This is a genomic window from Micromonospora sp. NBC_00389 (assembly GCF_036059255.1).
Lineage (GTDB): Bacteria > Actinomycetota > Actinomycetes > Mycobacteriales > Micromonosporaceae > Micromonospora.
This window is the reverse complement of record NZ_CP107947.1, coordinates 2,229,182-2,249,413: the sequence shown is the minus strand read 5'-3', so window position 1 is coordinate 2,249,413 and position 20,232 is coordinate 2,229,182. Positions and strand designations below refer to the sequence as shown.

At 73.5% G+C, this 20,232-nt stretch carries 25 protein-coding genes and 1 pseudogene; 7 read left to right on the top strand and 19 right to left on the bottom strand.

Translation table 11 applies throughout. The features are described 5' to 3' along the window. Positions 1–17 precede the first annotated feature (17 nt). The 5 genes from sepX to OG470_RS10820 all read right to left on the bottom strand — a co-directional run bounded on the left by sepX (position 18) and on the right by OG470_RS10820 (position 6,544). The gene (sepX, locus tag OG470_RS10840) at positions 18–800 is read right to left on the bottom strand and encodes a divisome protein SepX/GlpR (protein ID WP_328423270.1); all 783 of its coding nucleotides are present in this window, start codon (positions 798–800) and stop codon (positions 18–20) included. Positions 801–977: 177 nt separating this feature from the next. Then, entirely contained in the window at positions 978–1,628 is a 651-nt protein-coding gene (locus OG470_RS10835) for a GNAT family N-acetyltransferase (RefSeq protein ID WP_328423268.1), read from the bottom strand. A 243-nt stretch (positions 1,629–1,871) separates the two neighbouring features. Then, positions 1,872–3,185 (bottom strand): molybdopterin molybdotransferase MoeA, encoded by a 1,314-nt coding sequence (locus OG470_RS10830; protein ID WP_328423266.1) that lies wholly within the window; start codon positions 3,183–3,185, stop codon positions 1,872–1,874. Continuing rightward, positions 3,182–4,144: a UTP--glucose-1-phosphate uridylyltransferase gene (locus OG470_RS10825; RefSeq protein ID WP_328423264.1), complete on the bottom strand. Its 963-nt coding sequence runs from the start codon at positions 4,142–4,144 to the stop codon at positions 3,182–3,184. The genes OG470_RS10830 and OG470_RS10825 overlap by 4 nt, the downstream gene beginning before the upstream one ends. Positions 4,145–4,153: 9 nt before the next feature. Beyond that, entirely contained in the window at positions 4,154–6,544 is a 2,391-nt protein-coding gene (locus OG470_RS10820; RefSeq protein WP_328423262.1) for a diguanylate cyclase, read from the bottom strand. Between the two features lie 85 nt (positions 6,545–6,629). Between OG470_RS10820 and OG470_RS10815 the strand changes: the two genes are divergently transcribed. Together OG470_RS10815 and OG470_RS10810 are read left to right on the top strand one after the other, a co-directional pair. Then, positions 6,630–7,307, top strand: a complete 678-nt coding sequence (locus OG470_RS10815; RefSeq protein ID WP_328423260.1) for a 5-formyltetrahydrofolate cyclo-ligase — start codon at positions 6,630–6,632, stop codon at positions 7,305–7,307. Next, a pseudogene (locus OG470_RS10810) lies at positions 7,304–7,510 on the top strand (FmdB family zinc ribbon protein); the annotation flags it as partial. The gene OG470_RS10815 and the pseudogene OG470_RS10810, both read left to right, overlap by 4 nt. A gap of 14 nt (positions 7,511–7,524) precedes the next feature. On the opposite strand, the gene OG470_RS10805 reads toward OG470_RS10810, so the two are convergent. Next, complete coding sequence (locus OG470_RS10805; protein ID WP_328426883.1) at positions 7,525–7,794, bottom strand: hypothetical protein; 270 nt, start codon at positions 7,792–7,794, stop codon at positions 7,525–7,527. Positions 7,795–7,968: 174 nt separating this feature from the next. Here OG470_RS10805 and OG470_RS10800 point away from each other — a divergent pair, with 174 nt between their 5' ends. Further along, the gene (locus tag OG470_RS10800; protein WP_328423258.1) at positions 7,969–8,241 is read left to right on the top strand and encodes a hypothetical protein; all 273 of its coding nucleotides are present in this window, start codon (positions 7,969–7,971) and stop codon (positions 8,239–8,241) included. Next, complete coding sequence (locus OG470_RS10795) at positions 8,225–8,563, top strand: flagellar biosynthesis protein FlgA (RefSeq protein WP_328423256.1); 339 nt, start codon at positions 8,225–8,227, stop codon at positions 8,561–8,563. Before OG470_RS10800 ends, OG470_RS10795 begins: the two co-directional genes overlap by 17 nt. Positions 8,564–8,582: 19 nt before the next feature. Here OG470_RS10795 and OG470_RS10790 read toward each other — a convergent pair whose 3' ends face one another. After that, on the bottom strand, positions 8,583–8,765 hold the full coding sequence (locus OG470_RS10790; RefSeq protein WP_328423254.1) for a hypothetical protein: 183 nt from the start codon (positions 8,763–8,765) through the stop codon (positions 8,583–8,585). 104 nt (positions 8,766–8,869) lie between these two features. Here OG470_RS10790 and OG470_RS10785 point away from each other — a divergent pair, with 104 nt between their 5' ends. Next, positions 8,870–9,202 (top strand): hypothetical protein, encoded by a 333-nt coding sequence (locus tag OG470_RS10785; RefSeq protein ID WP_328423252.1) that lies wholly within the window; start codon positions 8,870–8,872, stop codon positions 9,200–9,202. A 19-nt stretch (positions 9,203–9,221) separates the two neighbouring features. Here the strand turns inward: OG470_RS10785 and OG470_RS10780 are convergent, their stop codons facing one another. Continuing rightward, on the bottom strand, positions 9,222–9,704 hold the full coding sequence (locus OG470_RS10780) for a DUF2231 domain-containing protein (RefSeq protein ID WP_328423250.1): 483 nt from the start codon (positions 9,702–9,704) through the stop codon (positions 9,222–9,224). Positions 9,705–9,907: 203 nt separating this feature from the next. On the opposite strand from OG470_RS10780, the gene OG470_RS10775 reads away from it, so the two are divergent. Beyond that, a complete protein-coding gene (locus OG470_RS10775) occupies positions 9,908–10,336 on the top strand; it encodes a Fur family transcriptional regulator (RefSeq protein ID WP_328423248.1) in 429 nt (142 codons plus the stop codon). Positions 10,337–10,397: 61 nt separating this feature from the next. Next, positions 10,398–11,261, top strand: a complete 864-nt coding sequence (locus OG470_RS10770; protein WP_328423246.1) for an oxygenase MpaB family protein — start codon at positions 10,398–10,400, stop codon at positions 11,259–11,261. 26 nt (positions 11,262–11,287) lie between these two features. On the opposite strand, the gene OG470_RS10765 is transcribed toward OG470_RS10770, so the two are convergent. The 11 genes from OG470_RS10765 to OG470_RS10715 all read right to left on the bottom strand — a co-directional run bounded on the left by OG470_RS10765 (position 11,288) and on the right by OG470_RS10715 (position 19,713). Next, a complete protein-coding gene (locus OG470_RS10765; RefSeq protein WP_442931091.1) occupies positions 11,288–12,238 on the bottom strand; it encodes a RecB family exonuclease in 951 nt (316 codons plus the stop codon). 15 nt (positions 12,239–12,253) lie between these two features. Beyond that, on the bottom strand, positions 12,254–12,868 hold the full coding sequence (locus OG470_RS10760; RefSeq protein ID WP_328423242.1) for a MarC family protein: 615 nt from the start codon (positions 12,866–12,868) through the stop codon (positions 12,254–12,256). A gap of 40 nt (positions 12,869–12,908) precedes the next feature. After that, positions 12,909–13,781 (bottom strand): PHP domain-containing protein, encoded by an 873-nt coding sequence (locus OG470_RS10755; RefSeq protein WP_328423240.1) that lies wholly within the window; start codon positions 13,779–13,781, stop codon positions 12,909–12,911. 67 nt (positions 13,782–13,848) lie between these two features. Continuing rightward, a complete protein-coding gene (locus OG470_RS10750) occupies positions 13,849–15,051 on the bottom strand; it encodes a hypothetical protein (RefSeq protein ID WP_328423238.1) in 1,203 nt (400 codons plus the stop codon). A gap of 56 nt (positions 15,052–15,107) precedes the next feature. Further along, complete coding sequence (locus OG470_RS10745; protein WP_442931090.1) at positions 15,108–15,881, bottom strand: SigE family RNA polymerase sigma factor; 774 nt, start codon at positions 15,879–15,881, stop codon at positions 15,108–15,110. Between the two features lie 101 nt (positions 15,882–15,982). Continuing rightward, entirely contained in the window at positions 15,983–16,858 is an 876-nt protein-coding gene (locus OG470_RS10740) for a PH domain-containing protein (protein ID WP_328423235.1), read from the bottom strand. Between the two features lie 6 nt (positions 16,859–16,864). Continuing rightward, complete coding sequence (locus OG470_RS10735) at positions 16,865–17,023, bottom strand: hypothetical protein (protein ID WP_165942702.1); 159 nt, start codon at positions 17,021–17,023, stop codon at positions 16,865–16,867. Positions 17,024–17,122: 99 nt separating this feature from the next. Beyond that, positions 17,123–17,815 carry a DUF6758 family protein gene (locus tag OG470_RS10730; RefSeq protein WP_328423233.1) on the bottom strand — a complete coding sequence of 231 codons (693 nt, stop codon included), beginning with the start codon at positions 17,813–17,815 and terminating at the stop codon, positions 17,123–17,125. 79 nt (positions 17,816–17,894) lie between these two features. After that, positions 17,895–18,518 (bottom strand): TrmH family RNA methyltransferase, encoded by a 624-nt coding sequence (locus tag OG470_RS10725; RefSeq protein ID WP_328426273.1) that lies wholly within the window; start codon positions 18,516–18,518, stop codon positions 17,895–17,897. A gap of 52 nt (positions 18,519–18,570) precedes the next feature. Then, a complete protein-coding gene (locus OG470_RS10720) occupies positions 18,571–19,086 on the bottom strand; it encodes a hypothetical protein (RefSeq protein WP_328423230.1) in 516 nt (171 codons plus the stop codon). Between the two features lie 111 nt (positions 19,087–19,197). After that, positions 19,198–19,713 carry a MaoC family dehydratase gene (locus tag OG470_RS10715; RefSeq protein ID WP_145786186.1) on the bottom strand — a complete coding sequence of 172 codons (516 nt, stop codon included), beginning with the start codon at positions 19,711–19,713 and terminating at the stop codon, positions 19,198–19,200. Positions 19,714–20,232 lie beyond the last annotated feature (519 nt).

The window sequence follows — 20,232 nt, the reverse complement described above, 5'->3', positions numbered from 1 at the left end:
CGGCCGCGCCGGGTCGATCAGGCGCCGCGGCCGGCCTCGTAGGGGCGTCCGCGCAGTCCGCCCGACCGCCGGTACGAGACCGATCCGCCGTTGACCGCAGCCGGCAGGTCGCCCGGCCGGTCCAGGCCCATCGCGGCCCGGCGTACCCCCTCGCGCTGGGCGGCCAGGCGGCGCTGGACCTCCCGCCGGGCCGTTGCCCGGCGGGCCTGCTCGCGGCGCACCTCGGCCTGCCGGGCGGCCAGCCAGGCCGCCTCCCGGGCCCGGGCGCGGCGCCGACGGCGGCCGGCCAGTGCCTGACCCCGCAGGTGGACGACGTACACGGCCAGCAGCAGGAACGTGACCGAGAAGCTGATCCAGAAGCCGGGGCTGACGAACAGCACGCCGATCAACTCGACGAAGTTGAGCAGCAACAGGGCGGCGAGCACCCGGCGACGGCGGTACACGGCGGGGGTGTGCTGCCGGCGGGGCGGCGGGCGGCGGCGGGACCGCTTCGGGGCGGGGGGCACGGCTCGCAGCCGGCCGGAGCGGCGGCCCGCCGGAGGCGCGGAGACCGGCGCGGTCAGCACTCCGGTAGTCGCATCCTCACTGAGGGTGACGACCAGCGAACGCGGAGGGTGAACGGGTCGCCGTCCCGGCACAGTGCGGCGTCGCCGGCGGCGCTGGAGCACCCGCGCCGTCGACTGCGCCCGCTCCGCCACCAGCCGCTCGGTGGCGTCGTACCGGCGGACCAACGCCGGGGCCAGGGCGAGCAGGCCAGCGGCGGCGAGGACGGCGAGGAGCACCGAGGTCGGCACCCTCACCCCTCCCGTCACCGAATTCGGAGCAACCGCCTTTCGACCGCAGGATCTTCCACCGATTGCGCTCGGTTGCGTGGATCGTCCGGACGGGCAGCGCTTGCCGCAGCTTGCAGTTACTTGAGGTTACGGCGCACCGACCGGGATGCCGCCGCGCCGCGCCGATCCCGCCCGTGGGACGACCTACCGCGCAGCGGCGCGCACCCGGTGCCAGCGGGCCAGCAGACCGCCTTCGGCAGCGATCTCCTCACTGGTCATCGCGTATCCGATGTGGTCCCGCCAGGCGCCGTCGATGTGCATGTAGCGCACGTGGTACGACTCCTCGCGGAAGCCCAGCTTCTCCACCACCCGCCGGGACGGCCGGTTCTCCGGCCGGATGTTGACCTCCACCCGGTGCAGCCCGCCCGGGCCGAACGCGTGATCCACGGCCAGCGCGAGCGCCGTCGGGATCACCCCCTGACCAGCGACTCGGGCATCCACCCAGTAGCCGACGTACCCGGAGCAGAACGCCCGCCGCACGATGCTGCCCACGTTGAGGTGCCCGACCAGCCGATCCCGGTCGGCCTCACGCAGGCAGACGGCGAACGGCATGCCCTCACCCTCGCGGGCCGAGCGCCGCTGGTCGCGGTGCACCCAGCGGAACGCGGCCGGCGAGTTCAGCTCGTCCCAGCTACCGGGCAGCGACGACTCCCAGGGTGCCAGCCAGGCCCGGTTGGCCCGGCGCACCTCCGACCACGCGGCGGCGTCGGAGCGCCGGTAGGGCCGCAGCAGCACCGGACCGTCGACCAGCACCGCCGGCCAGCCGGGCGCCCGCGCGGGGCCGAAGAGACTCACCCGGACAGTCTCCCGCGCGGGACCGTGTCGTGCGCAAGTGGACCCACCGCGCTCACGACAAAGGACCGCACAACCGCGCGGGCGCATGCGGCGCGCGAACCGCCGGAACGGACCGGCACAACCGCGCGAGCGCGTGCGGCCCGCGAACCGCCCGAACGGACCACCGCAACCACGCGGGCGCACGCGGCCCGCGAACCGCCCGAACGGACCACCGCAACCGCGGGCGGGCCGACCGGGGCACCGTCACCGGCGACGGTCCAACAGCAGGACGTCCACCGTGGAGCCGGCCGCGGCGGTGGTGACCCGTTCGCCGAGCACCAGCAGCCCGTTCGCCTCGGCCAGCCCGGAGAGGGTGAACGGCCCACCGCTGAGCGGCTGCACCGTGTAACCGCCGCCGCGCCGCTCAGCGACGTGTGCGGGCCGGAACTCGCGCAGCCCACCCGGGGACGACACGGTCTCCAGCAGGTGAGCCCGCACGCTGGGCCGGAAGACCGGCTCGGCGCCGGCGAGCAGTTGGATGGCGGGGCGGGCCAGCACCTCGAAGCCGATCAGCGCGGCGCCCGGGTCGCCGGGCAGGCAGACCACCGGCACCTCCTCGGCGCCGACCGTGCCGAACCCGAGCGCGGTACCGGGATAGAGCGCCACGTCGGTGAAGGTGACCGGCCCGGCCCGGCTGCCCTCCCGGCGGGACAGGATCCGGCGCACCATGTCGCCGGGGCCGGTGCCGGTCCCCCCGGTGGTGATGATCAGGTCGGCGCGCAGGGTCTGGTCCTCCAGCAGACCGCGCAGCCCCTCCGGGTCGTCGTCGCAGATGCCCACCCGGTACGCCAGTGCGCCCACCTCGGCGGCGGCGGCGGTCAACGCGTGCGAGTTCGCGTCCACCACCTGCCCGGGCTGGCTGCCCCGGCCCACGTCGACCAGTTCGTCACCGGTCGCCACGATGACCACCCGCGGGCTGGGCCGGACCACCACGTGCCCGATGCCGGTGGCGGCGAAGACCGCGACCAACGCCGGGGAGACGTACGTGCCGGCCCGGGCGAGCAGGGTGCCGGCGGGCAACTCCTCACCGGCGCGGCGGACCCCGTACCCCCGCTTGGGGGTGCGGAAGATCTCCACCGCGGCCATGCCCTGGTCGGTCCACTCCACCGGGACCACGACGTCGGCGGCGACCGGCAGCGGCGCCCCGGCGGCCACCGAGAAGCACGAGCCCGGGGTGAGCCGGACGGGCCGCCAGCTCGCCGCGCCGAGGTCGCCGACCACGTTGAGCCGGATGGTCCGACCCCCGGGCGTGCCGGAAGGAGCCGGGACGTAGCTCGGCCCCCGGCCCCCTCCCGAGATGTCCTCCCAGCGGGCCGCGTACCCGTCCACGGCCGCTTGGTCGAAGGCCGGGAAGGCGTGCGGCGCGACGACGTCCTCCGCGAGGACGTTGCCGTGCGCCTGGGTGAGGTCGAGGTCGAGTGGCGGCAGCGCGCGTAACCTGCGCAGCACGCTGCCCAGGTAGTCGGCGAGCGGCGTCAACTCGTTCGCGGCCGCCTCGGCGTCGGCCGTCGCGGTCATGTACCAGATCCGCCTGCCGCGTCGGCGTTGACGAAGTCGGCCAGCCAGGCGCGGAACTCGGTGCCGAGGTCCTCGCGTTCGGCGGCGATCTGCACCACCGTCTGGAGGTAGCCCAGCGGCATGCCGGTGTCGTAGCGGGTGCCCCGGTAGACGATCGCGTGCACCGGCGTGCCCTCGGTGCGCAGCAGCTCCATCGCGTCGGTCAGCTGGATCTCGCCACCGCTGCCCGGCTTGGTCCGCCGGATCGCGTCGAAGATCCGGCCCGGCAGCACGTAGCGGCCGAGCACGGCGAGGTTGCTCGGCGCGTCCTCCGGCTGCGGCTTCTCCACCATGCCGGTCACCTTGACGACCTCGCCGATGTCGGTCAGCTCCGCCTCGGCGGGCTCCACGGAGGCGATGCCGTACCGCTTGGTGTCGGCCGGGTCGACCTCGAAGAAGGCGAGCACCACACCGCCGGTGCGGGCCTGCAGCTCCAGCATCGCCGGCAGCAGCGGCTCGGACGGCTTGACGAACTCGTCGCCGAGCAGCACCGCGAAGGGCTGGTCACCGACGTGCGACTCGGCGTACCCGACGGCGTGGCCGAGGCCGAGCTGCTCCGGCTGCCGGACGGTGTAGATCTCGGCGAGTTCGCTGGGCCGGCGCACGGCGGCCAGCCGCTCGGTGTCGCCCTTCTCCTCCAGCCTGGTCTCCAGGTCGGGGCGACGGTCGAAGTGATCCACCATCGATGTCTTACCCCGGCCGGTAATCAGTAACACGTCACCGATGCCGGCCTGGGTGGCCTCCTCGACGATGTACTGCAACACCGGCCGGTCCACCACCGGCAGCAGCTCCTTGGGCACCGCCTTGGTGGCGGGCAGGAACCGGGTGGCCAGTCCGGCCGCCGGGATGACGGCCTTGACCGCCAGGGGACGGCCGGTTGCGGCGACCGTTGGTGAGGGGCTCGCTGAGTGCTCCGACATGCCGCGAGACTATCGGCCACGGCTCTGCCGCGGCGGGTGTGGCCCGGAAGACGCGCCGCCGCCCGACCCAGGCCGGGCAGCGTCCGGGCCGGCCAGGGCCTCGTCCGCGGCGCTGGCCGCCGGGTCGTTGGCCGGTTCCGGCCGAGCGTGCGCCGGCCCCACCGGCGGCGATTCCGGTACGCCCACAGCCGGCTCCGACCGGGCGTGCCCGCCCGGCTCCCGGATGACCTGCACGGGCTGGCCGGCGCGCGGCAGCCCGTCCGGTGGGCTCACCGCCCCCGCCGGGACCGGGATCTCCCGCGTCGGCACGTCCGGGCACAACTCGGCGACCCGGTAGGTGTCCCGGCCGGCAGCCTTGGCTGCGTAGAGCGCGTCGTCGGCGGCCTCCAGCACGTCCCGCCCGGTGCTGCCGTGGTCCGGGTAGACGGCGATGCCCACCGACACGGTCACCACGATCGGCCCCACGTACGCCTCGACGGCGATCGGCGTCTCCCGGACCGCCGCGCCCAGCCGCTCCGCCACGATCGCCGCGCCCCGGGAGTCGGTCTCCGGCAGCAGCAGCACGAACTCCTCGCCGCCCTGCCGGAAGGCCAGGTCCACCTCGCGGATCTCGCCGCGCATCCGTCGGGCGAACTCGGCCAGCACGGTGTCCCCCGCCGCATGTCCGTACGTGTCGTTGACGTCCTTGAACCGGTCCAGGTCCAGGGCGAGGACGCTGAGCATCCGGCCGAACCGGCTGGCCCGTTCCACCTCCCGTCGGATCGACTCGCGCAGGTAGCGGTAGTTCCACAGCCCGGTGAGCGGGTCGGTGAGCGAGAGCCGCTGCGCCTCCTCGTGCACCCGGACGTTGTCCACCGCCACCGCCGCGTGCCCGGCGAAGGTGCGCAGGGTGACCAGGTCGTCGTCGTCGAACTCGTCGGCGCCCAGCCGGTCGTAGAGGGCCAGCACGCCGAGTGCCGCCGCTGGTGCGCCAGCCTCCTCGGCGGGCGCGGAGCCACCAGCGGCGCCCCCGATCGGTCCGAACGACCCGACCGGCCCGACGCCCCCGATCGGCCCGGCCGGGGTGGACGTCGCGCCGCCGCCCGGGGTGGCGAACGGGACCGCGACGTACGTACGGCAGCGCGGCTCACCCACCGGGACCTCGGTGGGCTCCATCCGCCCCCGCTGCGGCTCCCCGGTGGCGGCCACCGCGCCGACCACGCCGACGCCCACCGGCACCCGCAACGTCTGCGGCCCGTCCGCGGCCCCCTCCGGCCAGCGCCCGTCCAGCCCTTCGGTGCACTGCGCCACGAGCACCCCACCGGCCTCCACCAGCAGCACCGCTCCGGCCCGCGCCCCGGTTGCCGCGATGGCGCTGTGCAGGATCACCCGCAGGATGCGCTGCAGGTCGTGCGTGCTGGCCAGGGTGTCGCCGAGCACTGCGAGGTGCCCGCGTAGCTGGTCCCGGCTGCTGGTGAGCGCCGCGACGTAGGACCCGGTCTCCCGGGTCATCCGGTTGAACGCCGCGGCCAGCCGGCCCAACTCGTCGCGGCTGCGCACCGGCACCCGGGCGGTCAGGTCGCCGTGTGCCACCCGGTCCACCGCACCGGCGAGTTCCATCAGCGGCCGGGTGGTCACCCGGGCCAGTCGCCAGGCGGTCAGGACGGCGAGCAGCCCGGCCAGCCCGACCACGCCGGCCAGCGTGGCGTGCAGTCCCGGTGGCCGCTCGCTGGGTACCGAGAGCACCAGCGGCAGCGGCTGCCCGGTCGACGGGCCGATCCGCCGCACGTACCGGCCCTCGCTGGTCTCGGTGACCCGCTCGTTGTCGACCGTGCTGGCGGCGGCCAGCACCGCGTCGCGTACCTCGCGCGACTCGGTGGTGTGGGTGAACCGCGCGGCGCTCGCACCGCCGTCGAGCAGGGTGACCGCCACCCCGGTCACCGCCGCGAGCCGGGCCACGAAGGCCGGGTCGACCAGTTGCGCGGCCGCCACCGTGCCGAGCAGAGTGCCGGCCCGGTCGCGCAGGTCGACCCGGGCTGCCAGGGCACGGACCGGGCCGGACGACACCGCGGTCGGGCCGGTGCAGTCCCGCCAGGGGGTCGACGGCGCGCCGGGCGAGGCGTAGGTGACCCGACCGGTCACGTCGGTGATCAGCACTGCGGCGGCCAGCCCCCGGCCGACCAGTTGATCGGCGGCACCGGACGGGTCGGCGGTGAGGGCGACCGCGTCGGCGGTGGCACGTAGCTGCTGGCAGAGCGCGTCGATCGAGGTACGGACGGTGGACGCAGCCACCCCCAGGCGCTCGGTGGAGCGGCTGCGATCGACGGCGGTGACGATGGAGGCGACAAAGAACGCGCCGAGCAGGACCGGGCCGAGCACCACTACGAGGAAGGCTGCCGTCAACCGCCCGCGTAGCGTCACTCGGTCCCCCCGGAAGTTCCGCCTCCGTTGCTTGCGATGCTGACACAGAGCAACCGCGGGAGAGGCGTTGCGTCAGGAGTGTTGCGTGCCGGAATTTTCTGATGAAGCGGAAGTGACCCGAGTGACCAAGCGGGACACCCGCGCCGAGCTGCTCGCCCGCCGCCGGTCGCTGTCCGGGCCGGCCCGGGCCGCAGCCGCCGGGCGCGTCCAGGCCGAGCTGGTCGCGCTGGTACGCCGGCTGCGCCCCAGCCGGATGACGGCGTACGTGCCGGTCGGTTCCGAACCGGGCGGGGCTGATCTACCGGAGGTGCTGCGGGCGGCGCTGCCGGCCGACGCCGAGCTGCTGCTGCCGGTGCTCCGTGACGACCTGGATCTGGACTGGGCGGCGTATACCGGACCGGACGCTTTGATCGCTGCCGGCCGGGGTATCCGGGAGCCGACCGGTGCCCGGCTGGGGGTGGCCGCGGTGACCGCCGCGGAGTTGGTGGTCGTACCGGCTCTGGCGGTCGACCGGCAGGGCCGGCGGCTGGGGCGTGGCGGCGGCTCGTACGACCGGGCGCTGGCCCGGGTGCCCACGGCGACGCTGACCGTGGTCCCGTTGCACGATGGCGAGCTGGTCGAGGCGTTGCCCGTCGAGCCGCACGACCGCCCGGTCCGCGCGGTCGTCACCCCGGCCGAGGGCATGCGTACGCTTGACGCCGGCCCGGGTACGGCGCATGGTGTCGCGCCCCACACGTCCGCTGGACGAACCCGGGCCGAATGACGCACCATTGGCACTCGAATAGGTCGAGTGCCAACTGGCCGAGTCCAGATCCGGAGGAGAACGTGCCCACGTACCAGTACGCCTGCACCGCGTGCGGTAACCAGCTCGAGGCGGTGCAGTCCTTCTCTGACGAGCCGCTGACCGAGTGCCCGGCGTGTCAGGGGCGGCTGCGCAAGGTCTTCAACTCGGTCGGCATCGTCTTCAAGGGCTCCGGCTTCTACCGCACCGACTCGCGGGCGTCCGGCTCCGAGACGACGGCCGCCGGCACGGCGGGCAAGCCGGCCAAGTCCGAGTCGTCCTCGTCGTCCTCGGGTGGGGACTCCGGGTCGTCCTCCAGCTCCTCGTCCGGCTCCTCCTCGTCGTCCGGGTCGTCCTCGTCGTCCAACTCCTCCTCGTCGTCGTCCGGCGGGTCGAGCAGCGGCAAAGCCCCGGCGGCCAGCACCACGTCCTGACCGCCACCCATTGAGCCGGGTCGGGTCTGATCCACTCGGGTCGATCGGGCGGTCCTCCCGCGCCATAGCAGGTCGGATCGGTCGGTAGGTGGTTGTCCACGGCCGCCGGTTGTCCACAGGCGCCGGGGGACGGCCGTCTGAGCGAGCCCCGACCGTCCTAACCTGCCGCCCACGGGTGTCGCTGCGGCACCCGGGACGGGAGGCGGCAGATGGCGACCGGCGATCCAGACTCCGCGCGGGCGTTGCGCCCGCTGCGCCGGCTCGCCCTGCCCGGCGGGCGCACCCTGCTCCGGGCCGGTCTGGTCGCCGCGCTGCTGGGCCTGGCTGCCGCCGTCCTGCACACCCCGACCGGCTGCCCGCCGACCACGGTCGCCTGGAGCAACGGGCGCGGATGGCACGGTCGACGGCGCGGGAAAGGCCGACGGGAGTGGGCCGGCCGACCCGAACGGCCCGGTCGACGGGCCGGTGCCGACCGGGAGTAGCGCGGCAGCCGACGGGACGCAGGCGACGTCCGGGCCGTTACCGCTGCCCAGCGGCGCGGTCGGGGTGCCGGTCCGGCTGGCCGAGCCGGCCGCACTGGCGGTCGTCCGCCCCGGGGCACGGGTCGATCTGCTGGCGGCGCCACCGGGCGGGACGGGCACCGAGGCGGCGCTGCTCGCTCCCCGAGCGCTGGTGCTGGACGTGCTGGGTGCCGGGGCGACAGACGGGTCCGCGGCGCTCTATCTGGCGCTCCGCCCCGACCAGGCGCAACGCGCGGTCGGGCTGCCCGAGGGAAGCCGGTTCGCCATCGTCGTCCGCGGTTGACCGCGACCCGCCGCCGGGGTCAATCCCAGTGCGGGGGGCGTTCGGCGAGCAGCCAGTCGTCGTTGCCGCCGGTCCGCTCGCCCCAGCCGCGATCGGTGTCGTCGGTGGTCTGCTCGGGCAGCACCACGAAGTCATCGCTCAGGTCGACGGTGCGCTCATCGTCGCCACGCGCGCCCTGCGTGCCGGGGTCCTCGGTGCTCACGAGCGGCAAGACTAACGCAGCCGACGGCAGCGGACCGATCGCGGACGGTGGCGCGCCGGCCAGAAGCGACCGGGCCGCCGGCCGCGTTGGTAGCGTCGGACGGCGTGACGACCCCCAGCGGTGGCAACACCCCGGACGACTACTGGCGACGGCCCGGGAGCGGTGGTGACGCGGCGGCGGACCAACCCTCCGCCGCACCCGGAACCGCACCGGCGAGCGCGTACGCCGGACCGCCGCCGAGCGTGCCGCCACCAGCGGGCTGGCGTCCACCCGTACACCTGGAAGCGGCGCCGCCCCGGCGGCTGCCGCCGCAGGACATGGCCGGCCTGGACGCAGCCGAGCAGCGCTCGCAGCGGCTCACCTACGGCTTCGGCGCGGCGGCCGGCGTGGTGCTGGTGGTGCTGGTCTGTCTGCTCTGCTCGCGGATCATCTTCTGACTCGCGTCGCGGCCGAAGGTCAGAGGGTGGTGCTCCAGACGGCCTGGGCGCCGGAGTGGCCGGTCAGGTAGACGTAGACCAGGGCGGCGATGGACAGCGCGACGACCGCCACCGCCAGCACCGGGGTCACCAGCGCCGGCAGCCTCGGCACCCGGGGATGCCCGCTGGTCGCCACCAGCAGCAGGATCGCCACGATCCCGAGCGGCAGCACGATCCGGAACAGGATGTCGCCGTAGCGGGAGTGCTCGAAGATCTGGTCGAGGATCGGGCCCTGAAAACCCTTGGCGACCAGCGCGTCGGTGAACGCCTCACCCGACTGGACGGCCACGAAGGTGGTCAGCGGCGCGGCCACGGCGAGGAAGCCCAGTGCCCAGTCCAGCCGGTGCCGCCAGCGCGGCAGCCCCACGTACGCGATGGCCAGCACGGCCAGCAGCGGCACGAACACGACCACCGCGTGGACCACCAGGACGTGTACCGGTAGACCCAGGATCTCCTCGAACATCGACACCCTCCAGGTGGATCACGGTCACGGGTTCGCCAGCCTACGGGTCCGTAGGTTGTCCTCAAGCTCTCGACCGGACACACGCGCGGCGTCCCGATCGGGTTCATCGCGAGGCGATCCAGCCTCCGCCTTCCGGCTGTGTCCGTGACCACCCCGCCCGGACGTCGGTTGTCGGCGCTGGTCACACGTGCTGTCATTGGCGTATGTCCGCTGCCGAGGAGCTGCTGCGATCGAGAGGCCTGCGCGTCACCCGACCGCGCCTCGCGGTGCTGGACGTGCTGGCCGGCGGCGGTCACCTGGAGGTCGACGAGATCACCCGGCAGGTCCGCGAACGCCTCGACTCGGTCTCCACCCAGGCGGTCTACGACGTGCTGGGGGCGCTGTCCCGGGCCGGGCTGTCCCGCCGGATCGAGCCGGCCGGCAGTCCCGCCCGCTACGAGGCGCGTACCGGCGACAACCACCACCACGTGGTCTGCCGGGGCTGCGGCGAGATCGCCGACATCGACTGCACGGTGGGCAGCGCTCCCTGCCTGGAGGCGAACGTCGCGCACGGCTTCGAGGTGGACGAGGCGGAAGTGACGTTCTGGGGTCTCTGCCCGGGCTGCCAGGCCCGCCGCTCCGCCGACAGCTGACCCGGCCCGAGCCGCCGGGAGGTGACCGGCGAGGTCGGCCCGCCCGTGGCACTCTTGGGCGGTGGACTCCGATGACCTCGGTCTCTTCGGTCCGGGTTCGGTCACGTGGAAGGTGCACGAGGAGCCGATCCTGATCGTCGCCGGCCTGCGCTCGCTCTACCTCCAGGCGTTGCACCCGCTGGCGATGGCCGGGGTCGCGCAGAACAGCAACTACCGCACCGACGCTTGGGGCCGCCTGGTCCGCACCGCCACCTACGTGGCGACCACCGTCTACGGGACCACCGCCGAGGCGGAGGCAGCCGGAGCGCGGCTGCGCCGGCTGCACGGCCGGATGCGGGCCACCGACCCGCTCACCGGCGAGGAGTTCCGGATCGACGATCCGGACCTGCTGCGCTGGGTGCACGTCACCGAGGTCGAGTCGTTCCTCAGCACGGCCCGCCGGGCCGGACTGCCGCTCACCGACGATGAGGTGGACGGCTACTACACCGAGCAACGCCGCTCCGCCGCGCTGGTCGGCCTGGACCCGACCAGCGTCCCGGGCACCGCCGCCGAGGTGGCGGCGTACTACCGCGCCGTGCGGCCGGAGCTGCGGATGACCCGGGAGGCCGCGGAGACCGCGCTCTTCCTCACCGCCCCGCCGCTGCCGTGGAAGCTCAGCCTGCCGGCCCGGCTGGGGCTCACCCTCGGGCCACCGCGCTGGGCGTACCTGGGGATCGCCGGGACCGCGCTCGCGCTGCTGCCGGCCTGGGCCCACCGGATGTACGGCGGGCTCGGGCTGCCCACCACCGCGCTGACGGCGGACCTGACCGTGCGCGCCCTGCGGCTGGCGCTCGGCGCGGTGCCCCGCCGCTACATCGAGGGACCGTTGTTACAGGCCGCGAAGCAGCGGGCGGAACGGCTCACCGCCACCCCGCTGGCCGGCTGACCCAACCGACCTCCGCCGGCCGGGGGTCAGCCGTCGGCGGGCCGGTCCATGGCCGCCCACGGCTCCTTGCCCGGCGTCTGCGCCCCCGTCGGGCAGTGGCGCCGGAAGTCGCACCAGCCACAACGGGAGCCGGGCGCCACCGGGAACGCCTCATCCGGGTCGCCGCCGTCGGCGACCGTCCGCTCGGCCACCATGATGTCGCGCGCGGTCTCCTCGGCCCGCGTCAACTGCCGGGCCAGCGACTCGACGGTGTGGTCATGGGCGGCGACGGTGCCGGTCGGCAGGTGGTGCAACTCCACCCGACGGCACGGCCGGCGGAACACCCGCTCGGCCGCGTACGCGTAGAGCGCCAGCGCCTGCGAGCCCCGGGCGTCGTCCGTGTCGAGCCCGGTCCGGCCGGTCTTGTAGTCGACGATGACCAGCTCCTGGCCGTCCGGCCCGGGGCGGGAGTCGATGCGGTCGGCTCGACCGTTGAAGGCCAGCACCGCGGTCTTGACCGCCACCACCCGCTCCACGCCGAGCGGGTCGGCCTCCGGCTCCAGCGTCTCCACGTACGCCTCCAGCCAGCCCAACGCCCGCCGGTAGGCGGCCCGCTCCTGCTCGTCGTCGCGGTAGCCCTCGCGGACCCAGGTGCCCTTGAGCAGGGCGGCCAGCGCCTCAGGGCGGCGCCGGTCGGCGGGCAGGGCATACCAGTTTTTCAGGGCGGTGTGCACGCTGGCGCCGAGCGAGTTGTGCGCCCACGGCGGGCCCTTGGGCGGGGCCGGCCGGTCGACGTAGGAGTAGCGGTAGCGGCGCGGGCAGTCCGCGTACGTGCCGAGTTTGCTCGGGGTGCAGACGAAGAGCCGCTCCGGCATGCCCTCGAAGCCGAGCTGCTCGGCGCCGCCGGCGCGCTGCTGTGGGGCCCGGCCGCCAGCGGCGGGTCGTCCGGCTGAAGAGGCTCTTCGCACGCCTGCGATCCTGCCATCCACCCCCGACATCGCGAGTGTCCCGGGTCAGGTCATGTTCATGTACTGCGTGACGAAGGCGGCCACCGCGTCGGCGATGAGCTGCACGGCGATCGCGGCCAGCAACAGGCCGGCGATCCGGGTCAGCACTTCGATCCCGCCGGGGCGCAGGATCTTCACGATGCCACCGGAGAAGCGCAGCACGATCCACACCGCGACCATCACGGCGAGGATCGCCGCGGCGATGGCGGTGAAGTCGCCCAGCCCGTCGGCCTGCTGGACGAAGAGCATGGTCGCGACGATGGCGCCGGGGCCGGCCAGCAGCGGGGTGCCCAGCGGCACCAGCGCGATGTTCGAGGTGGCCTGCTGACTGGGGTCGTCGGTCTTGCCGGTCAGCAGTTCCAGGGCGACCAGAATGAGCAGCAGCCCACCTGCCGCCTGCAGGGCCGGCAGGTCAACGTGCAGGTAGTCGAGCAGGGTCTGCCCGGCCACCGCGAAGACCACGATCACGCCGAGCGCCAGCGCGACCGCCTGCCAGGCTGCCCGGTTGCGGTCCCGGGCCGTCAGCGGGCCGGTCAGCGCAAGGAAGATCGGCATCATGCCCGGCGGGTCGGTGATCACCAGCAGGGTCACGAAAACCTCGCCGAACAGCTTCAGATCCACGTGATCAACCTAGCCGCGCCACTGTCGGCCCAAACCGGGATCAGCCCGAAGCGACCTCGGTCACCCCGGCGGCGACGATCCGCTCGTACGCCTCGACGCTGGTGGTGAACGCGCCGAGCTGGACGGTCTTGTGGGTGCCGTGGAAGTCCGAGGAGCCGGTGACCAGCAGGCCCAGCTCGGCGGCGAGCCCCCGTACGTGCGCCTGCTCGGCCGGGCTGTGGTCCTCGTGGTCGGCCTCCAGGCCGGCCAGCCCGGCGGCGGCCAGCTCGGCGATCAGCTCGTCGGGCACCACCCGGCCGCGTCGGGTGGCTCGCGGATGGGCGAAGACCGGCACGCCGCCGGCCTCCCGGACCAGCCGGATCGCCCGGAACACGTCGATGTCCTCCTTGGGCAGCCGGTACCGCTCGCCCAGCCAGTCCGGGCCGAACGCCTCGCGGGTGTTGCCGACCAGGCCGGCCCGGATCAGCGCCTGCGCGATGTGCGGCCGACCCACCGTGCCGCCGCCCGCGCCGGCCAGGATGTCCGGCCAGCTCACGTCGATGCCGTCGGCGCGCAGCAGCGTGACGATCCGTTCGCCCCGCTCCTCGCGGGCGACCCGCACCCGGGCCAGCTCGGCGACCAACTCCGGGTGGTCCGGGTCGAACAGGTACGCCAGCAGGTGCAACGGCACCGCCGGCTGCACGCCGGACCAGCGACAGGACAGCTCCGCACCCCGGATCAGGCGCAGCCCGGGTGGCAGCGCCCGCACGGCCGGAGCCCAGCCGGCGGTGGTGTCGTGGTCGGTGATCGCCAGCACGTCCAGCCCGGCGTGCGCGGCCGCACGGACCAGTTCGGCCGGGCTCAGCGTGCCATCGCTGGCCGTCGAGTGGGCGTGCAGGTCGATCCGCGGGGACGGGCCGGTACGCGAGGTCACCGCTCGACGCTATCGAGGACCGCCGAGCCGGGCGCGCCGAGGTCCACCCGAGCGCGACCGATGGAGGTCAGGAGCCGGTCACCAGGACCGGCCGATCCCCCGGCTGCACGCCGGGCACCGGGGTCGGGTCGGCCAGCTTGCCGGACCGCACCCGGTCGACGTTGACCCGGACCACGTTGCCGGCGCCGTCGACGTAGGTGGCGTCCGAGGCGGTCGTCCAGGCGATCTCGCCGGTAACCGGCGGGCCTGCTGGTACGGCGGTCACGTCCGGCCCGAGCCGTTGCAGGTCGACCAGCAGGGACCCGCTGGCCTTGCCGACCGACCCGTTCACCAGCAGCCATCGCCCGTCGGCCGAGATTCCACCAGCTCCGTCCGGGCTCAGCTCCGGGCCACAGCCGGTGAGCACCGGCTTCAGGCCACGCTTCGGGTCGAGCATCGCCAGGCAGGTCCTGGCCGGGTCGCCCGTGGACACCTGACCGACCAGCCGTCCGTCGGGCAGCGCGCCGTAGACGTTCAGGGTGCTCCGGTCGGTGCCGGCGGTGAGCTGTCCGACGCCCGGCCGCCACAGGATGTGACCCGCATCGTCCGGGTTGAGCCGCACCAGCACGCTGTCGCCGATGAATCGGACCGGCTCCGCGTTGGTCGGCATGGGCGTGCGCACCGGCCCGATGAGCTGGGTGCCCACCACCCCCGCCACCAGCAGGCCGGTGCCGTCGCGCCAGGCGACCTGGCGACCGTCGGGTGCCACGACGATCGAGCCCGCGCCGGCCAGCAGCACCTGCACCAACCCGTCGCGCTGCGCCACCCAGAGGGAGCGGCCGGCGGTGGTCGGCGCGCCGACCACCAACCAACCACCGCCGCTGGGCAGCAGGTGGGCGCGCTCCGCCGGGCCGACGCCGGGCAGTTCCAGGCGCCCACCGCTCACGCTGATCAGCGTCGCGCCGGCGAGCACGTCGACGGACGTCCCGGGTGTGGGCGCGGCGACGGAAGCCGTGGCCGAGGGAATCGGCCGGCCCGACGGGTTCGGGTCACCGATCACGACGATGGGTGTGCCTTGTCGGCCAGGGTCGTCGACGAGTTGCGCCATTCCGGTGCTGACCAGCACGGTGGCGACTGCCGCGAGGGCGAGGCCGGCACCGGTACGCCGGCGCCGGATCCGCTTCGCTCGGCGGATGGCCTGACCGGCCGGGTCGGCGCTCAGTGGGCGGGCGACGGCGACCTGGTGCGAGAGGGTCTCCCGCACCGCCCCTTCCAGCTCGTCACGTCGCACGTGGTAAGGACGCGGCGGGTGGCCCGTCAGGTTGTCGGACCGGCCCGGGATTGCGTTCACCGCTGCTCACCGGAGCCCGTGCCGACGGGCACGGCCGCCGGGGCTGCGGGCATCTCGACCGGCACTTCGGCTTGGCGGGGCACGGCCGGACGGGGCACGGCAGCGCGGGGCGTGGCCGGACGAGGCGCGGCTCGGCCGGACGCCGTCCGGGGCTGCCTGGCCGCGGCGGCTCCGGTGGCGGGGGCTGGCGCGGTCGGGGCGCCCGCGCCGCCGGCCCGGTCGGTGCCGGCGGCCGTCCGGCGCTCGGTGGCGGACCCGCCGACCAGGTCCGGCGCGTCGGCTCCCATTCGCCGGCGCAGCGTGGACAGCGCCCGGGAGGCCTGGCTCTTCACCGTGCCCGGGGAGATGTCGAGCATCGCGGCGGTCTGCGCCTCCGACATGTCCTCGTAGTAGCGCAGCACCAGCACCGCCCGCTGCCGGTTGGGCAGCTCTCTGAGGTGCCGCCAGAGAAGGTCACGATCCAGTTGCTGTTCGATCTCGTCGACGCCGGCCCGCTCGGGCAGCACCTCGGTGGGGCGCTCACCGTGCCAGCGCCGCCGCCACCAACTCGTCGATGTATTGACCATCACGCGGCGGGCGTACGGCTCGACGGCCTCGATCCCGCCGAGCCGCTTCCACGCCAGGTAGGTCTTGGTCAGTGCCGTCTGGAGCAGGTCTTCGGCCGTGGCCCAGTCGCCGGTGAGCAGATACGCGGTGCGCAGCAGGGCGGCGGAGCGAGCCGCGACGAAGTCGCGAAACTCCTCCTCCAACGGGTCCCTGCTCGCCACCATCGCACCTCCGCGCCCCAGCCGTCCTGGCAGAGTGCCACGTCAGAGGCGCTCCGGTCCATGACGAAAGGTGCGCACTTGCTCCGATGTTCGGACGAAAACCTTCACGCCCCGTCGTCGGCCTTGGCCTCGTCGGCCTCCTTGCCCAGCCGGGCCTCGACCGCCTGCGGCTCGTACATCTCCTCGACCACTCGCAGGTAGAGCTCGTTCGGGTTGGGCAGGTTCTTGATCTCGCGCAGCGCCTGCTCCTGGCCGGCGGACTCCAGCACGAAGGTGCCGTAGTTGAGTGCCCGGCCGCTCGGCGTCTGCTCGTACTTCATGTCGGTGACCCGGACCAGCGGCATCATGGCGACCCGGCGGGTGATGATGCCGTTGACCACCATGACCCGCTTGTTGGTCAGAATGAACCGGTCATACCACCAGTCGGCGACCTTCCAGGCCACCCAACCCATCACCGCGAACCAGAGCAGCACGGCGATGGTGGTCAGCGCGCCCACGTTCTGCCCGGCGAGGAAGCCGGAGAGGTAACCGAGCACGAAGGTCGCCGCGATGCCGATCAACAGCGGGGTGGTGAGGTGGATCCAGTGCCGCTTCCACTCACCCCGGTAGCGCTCGGTGGGGAAGAGGTAGCGGGCGACCAGGGAGCTGGGCTCGTCCTCCAGTGGCAGCACTCGCCGGGGAGTCGAGCCGGTCGCGTCGGCGCGCAACCCGGCCAGCTCGTCCTCGGAGATCTGCGGCGGCTGGTAGCCGGCCTCTGGATCACGGATCCAGGCGCGACCGGAACGACCCTCGCCGGCATAGCCGGGCCCATCGCCGTAGCCGACGTCGTCCGATAGGGACGGACCGTCGGACAGGCCGGGCCCGGCACCGTAGCCCGGGCCGTCGTCTGGCCCGATCCGCGGAATCGGCTCGGTGTCGCGCTCCCGGCGGGCCCGATCGGGGTCGTCCGGGTCGAAGGGTGGACCGGAGGGGCTGCCCATCGACGGTTAGGCGACGAGGCTGGTGAAGAAGTCGCCGAATCCCTGGGCGATGTCGACGATCCCGCCGCCGAGCGACTTGAACACATCCGCCGCCGAGTTTGGCCGGTAGGCGACGAAGAAGATCAAGAATGCGATTCCGGCCCAGGTGAGGACCTTCTTGACCATGGCGGGCCATCCTCTCGCGCGGCGCCGGGTCCCATTACCGCAGCGGCACCCAGAGTATCAGTGTGGTGTCGTACAGTGAATATCTGCGACCGTTCTCCGTCAATCCGGAAGGTTGTCAGGCCTCCCGGGCAGGTACGGGGACGGTGCGCCGTACACGAGTTCGGGCGGAGTCCACTCGGTCAGGTCGTGTAGCACGACATCTTCCGCGAGTAGGTGACCCGCACTCGCCGGCCAGGCTATCGCATGCAGCCACATTCCCCGAGCCTCGCCGGCGTACGCGCTTCGATCCGTCGGCGAATTCACCAGCCACAGTGGAGTTGGGTGCCCGCCGACCCGGATCCGGGCCTGCCCGACGTGCTCGGGGTGACCTGGCCCGGGGTCGGTCAACGCGTCGACCAACTCCGGCCCGGGGTCCGGACCGGCCAGGCCGGCCAGCCTGGTGCCCAGGCCCACGCCCGGCTCCTCGGCCACGAAAACCAGGTCCGCCGGGCCACCACCGAGCGGCGCCGGGCCGGCGCAGGCCACCGCGGTCGCCCGCACTCCCGTCCGGTCGTCCCCGGCGTACGCCACACCGGTCAGGGTCCAGCCGAGCGGTAGTGGCCACGGGCACCACAGCGGGGTACCGGGTGGACCCGCGGTCGCGGTGATCCGGTCCACCACGCTCGCCACGATCTCCGCTCCGATGTGCTCGGGCACGTGCAGCGGCGGCACCGGGCCGCAGCGCAGGCACCTCGATTCGGTGTGCATCAGATCCGGCGCCCGCACTGGGCCCCCGCATCTCGGACAACTCACCGCGACACTCACATCCCCACCGTCACCCCGGACCACCGGCACGTCAAGCCGGACAGTCCGATTCGGCACCGAGCGGGGGTCAGTCCGGCGGCGGGCCGGCGTGGGTACGGATCCAGGCGTGCATGGCGATGCCGCTGGCCACGCCCGCGTTGATCGACCGGGTGGAGCCGTACTGGGCGATGGAGTAGAGCTGGGCGCAGGCGGCGCGCGCCGGTTCGGAGAGACCGGGCCCCTCCTGGCCGAACAGCAGCACGCAGTCCCGCGGCAGGGTGCCGGTCTCCAGCGGGCGCGAGCCGGGCAGGTTGTCGATACCGAACACCGGCAGCCCTCGCTCGGCCGCCCAGCCGACGAACTCCTCGATGGTCTCGTGGTGCCGGACGTGCTGGTAGCGATCGGTCACCATGGCGCCGCGCCGGTTCCACCGACGCCGTCCGACGATGTGCACCTCGGCGGCGAGGAACGCGTTCGCGTTGCGGACCACCGTGCCGATGTTGAAATCGTGCTGCCAGTTCTCGATGGCGACGTGAAAGCCGTGCCGGTGCAGGTCGAGGTCCGCGACGATCGCCTCGTGCCGCCAGTAGCGGTAGCGGTCGACCACGTTGCGCCGGTCCCCCTCGGCCAGCAACTGCGGGTCGTAGCGCGGGTCGTCCGGCGGGTCCCCTGGCCAGGGGCCCACGCCCACCTCGAACTGGTCGTCGGTCACGGTCATCAGAGGGTACGGACACGGTCGGCGCGCGCCACGCCGGGCTGCCGGTTCAGCCCAGCCCCAGCGCGCCACCGAGCCGGTCCAGGAAGCGCCGGTCGGCCGGGCTGGCCGGCTGGCCCGCCGGATGCTCGCGGGGGCCGGGCACCACCCGGCAGACCCGGGCCGCGACCGACTGCACCCACTGGCGGTACGCGGCGGAGTCGGCGGGGTCGGCGCGCCGGTGCAGGACCCGGACCGCCGCCCGGCAGGCCGCCAGCAGGTCCACGAGGTCGGTGAGCCGCTCGACAGGCGCCGGGGTGCCGTCGTGGCGGGCGTAGATGGCGGCGACCACCGCGCGGACCAGGTCGCTGTCGAACGCCCGGCCGGCGGCCACGGCATCCAGGCCGGCCAGGCCCGCCATGACCCCCCGTTCCGGACGGCCGGGACCGGGCGCGGCGGCGGCCACGAGGACCTGACCGGGCAGGCTGGTGAGCAGTTCCCACTCGGCGGCGGAGTAGACAGCGGTCGTCAAGGGTGCGGCTCGGCGGCCGGCAGAGGGCGGCTCTCCGGCGACGGAGTGGCTCATCGGAACCTCCGGCGTCAGCATATGCCCCGAAACGGGAAAAGGGCCCCTTCCCCAGCAGAACCTGATGCGGGGAAGGAGCCCGGGTCGGCGGAAGTCGATCCGCCGCGGTGCTCAGCGCGGCTCGGGGAAGCTGGGTCGCTCCGGGTCCACTCCGTCGGGGACGGCGCTGGCCGCGTACTCCCGCTTGGGGACCATGACCTTGCGGCGGAAGACGCAGACCATGGTGCCGTCCTGGTTGTAGCCGCGGGTCTCCACCGACACCACGCCCCGGTCGGGCTTGGAGCCGGACTCGCGCTTGTCCAGCACGGTGGTCTCGCCGTAGATGGTGTCGCCGTGGAAGGTGGGCGCCACGTGTCGCAGCGACTCGACCTCCAGGTTGGCGATCGCCTTGCCGCTGACATCCGGCACCGACATGCCGAGCAGCAGCGAGTAGATGTAGTTGCCGACCACGACGTTGCGCTTGAACTGGCTGGCCGTCTCGGCGTAGTGCGCGTCCATGTGCAGCGGGTGGTGGTTCATGGTGAGCAGGCAGAAGAGGTGGTCGTCGTACTCGGTGACGGTCTTGCCCGGCCAGTGCCGGTAGACCGCTCCGACCTCGAACTCCTCGTAGTAACGGCCGAACTGCATCCTGGTCCCCTTCGACGGGCGGCGATGGAGTTCGGCACAGCATGCCTTACCGGTGGTTAAGGCGACCCGTGGGGCGCGACCCCGGCGGAAATGTCACACCGGTCACTCGAACGGGGGGAGACGCAATGAGCGGCGGGGCCCTCCCCGGCACCCGCCGCCCACGCTCTGATGCGGAGAATTCTGCCCTACGGCACCGTAGGTTCGACAGAGACGGGAGTCACATTTACCTTTTTGTAACACTACTCTCCGTGGTCGAGGATGGGTTGATCAGCGATCTCTGCAGGCCGGATACCTCCTTGTCAAGGGGCAAGTTACCGATTCGTAGCGCTCGATCTAGTGGATCTCTTTGGAAACGCTCCCATCACGGCAGGTCACGCAAGTGCGTCGTGCACTTGCGTTCCGCACGTCGGGACGGACAGACGTCAGTCGATAACCCTCGGTGCCCCCAGGCAGCCCGGAGCACGTTTCGTGCCCGACCGCCCGGGAATTCGATACGGTCAGCCCTGGTTCTACGGGACG

Excerpts from the sequence above, each read along its gene's own strand:
- OG470_RS10830 (WP_328423266.1), bottom strand. The coding sequence starts at position 3,185 with ATGACCGCGACGGCCGACGCCGAGGCGGCCGCGAACGAGTTGACGCCG.
- OG470_RS10825 (WP_328423264.1), bottom strand. The coding sequence starts at position 4,144 with ATGTCGGAGCACTCAGCGAGCCCCTCACCAACGGTCGCCGCAACCGGC.
- OG470_RS10800 (WP_328423258.1), top strand. The coding sequence starts at position 7,969 with ATGGCGACCGGCGATCCAGACTCCGCGCGGGCGTTGCGCCCGCTGCGC.
- OG470_RS10780 (WP_328423250.1), bottom strand. The coding sequence starts at position 9,704 with ATGTTCGAGGAGATCCTGGGTCTACCGGTACACGTCCTGGTGGTCCAC.
- OG470_RS10775 (WP_328423248.1), top strand. The coding sequence starts at position 9,908 with ATGTCCGCTGCCGAGGAGCTGCTGCGATCGAGAGGCCTGCGCGTCACC.
- OG470_RS10765 (WP_442931091.1), bottom strand. The coding sequence starts at position 12,238 with ATGTCGGGGGTGGATGGCAGGATCGCAGGCGTGCGAAGAGCCTCTTCA.
- OG470_RS10745 (WP_442931090.1), bottom strand. The coding sequence starts at position 15,881 with ATGGTGGCGAGCAGGGACCCGTTGGAGGAGGAGTTTCGCGACTTCGTC.
- OG470_RS10740 (WP_328423235.1), bottom strand. The coding sequence starts at position 16,858 with ATGGGCAGCCCCTCCGGTCCACCCTTCGACCCGGACGACCCCGATCGG.
- OG470_RS10735 (WP_165942702.1), bottom strand. The coding sequence starts at position 17,023 with ATGGTCAAGAAGGTCCTCACCTGGGCCGGAATCGCATTCTTGATCTTC.
- OG470_RS10720 (WP_328423230.1), bottom strand. The coding sequence starts at position 19,086 with ATGAGCCACTCCGTCGCCGGAGAGCCGCCCTCTGCCGGCCGCCGAGCC.
- OG470_RS10715 (WP_145786186.1), bottom strand. The coding sequence starts at position 19,713 with ATGCAGTTCGGCCGTTACTACGAGGAGTTCGAGGTCGGAGCGGTCTAC.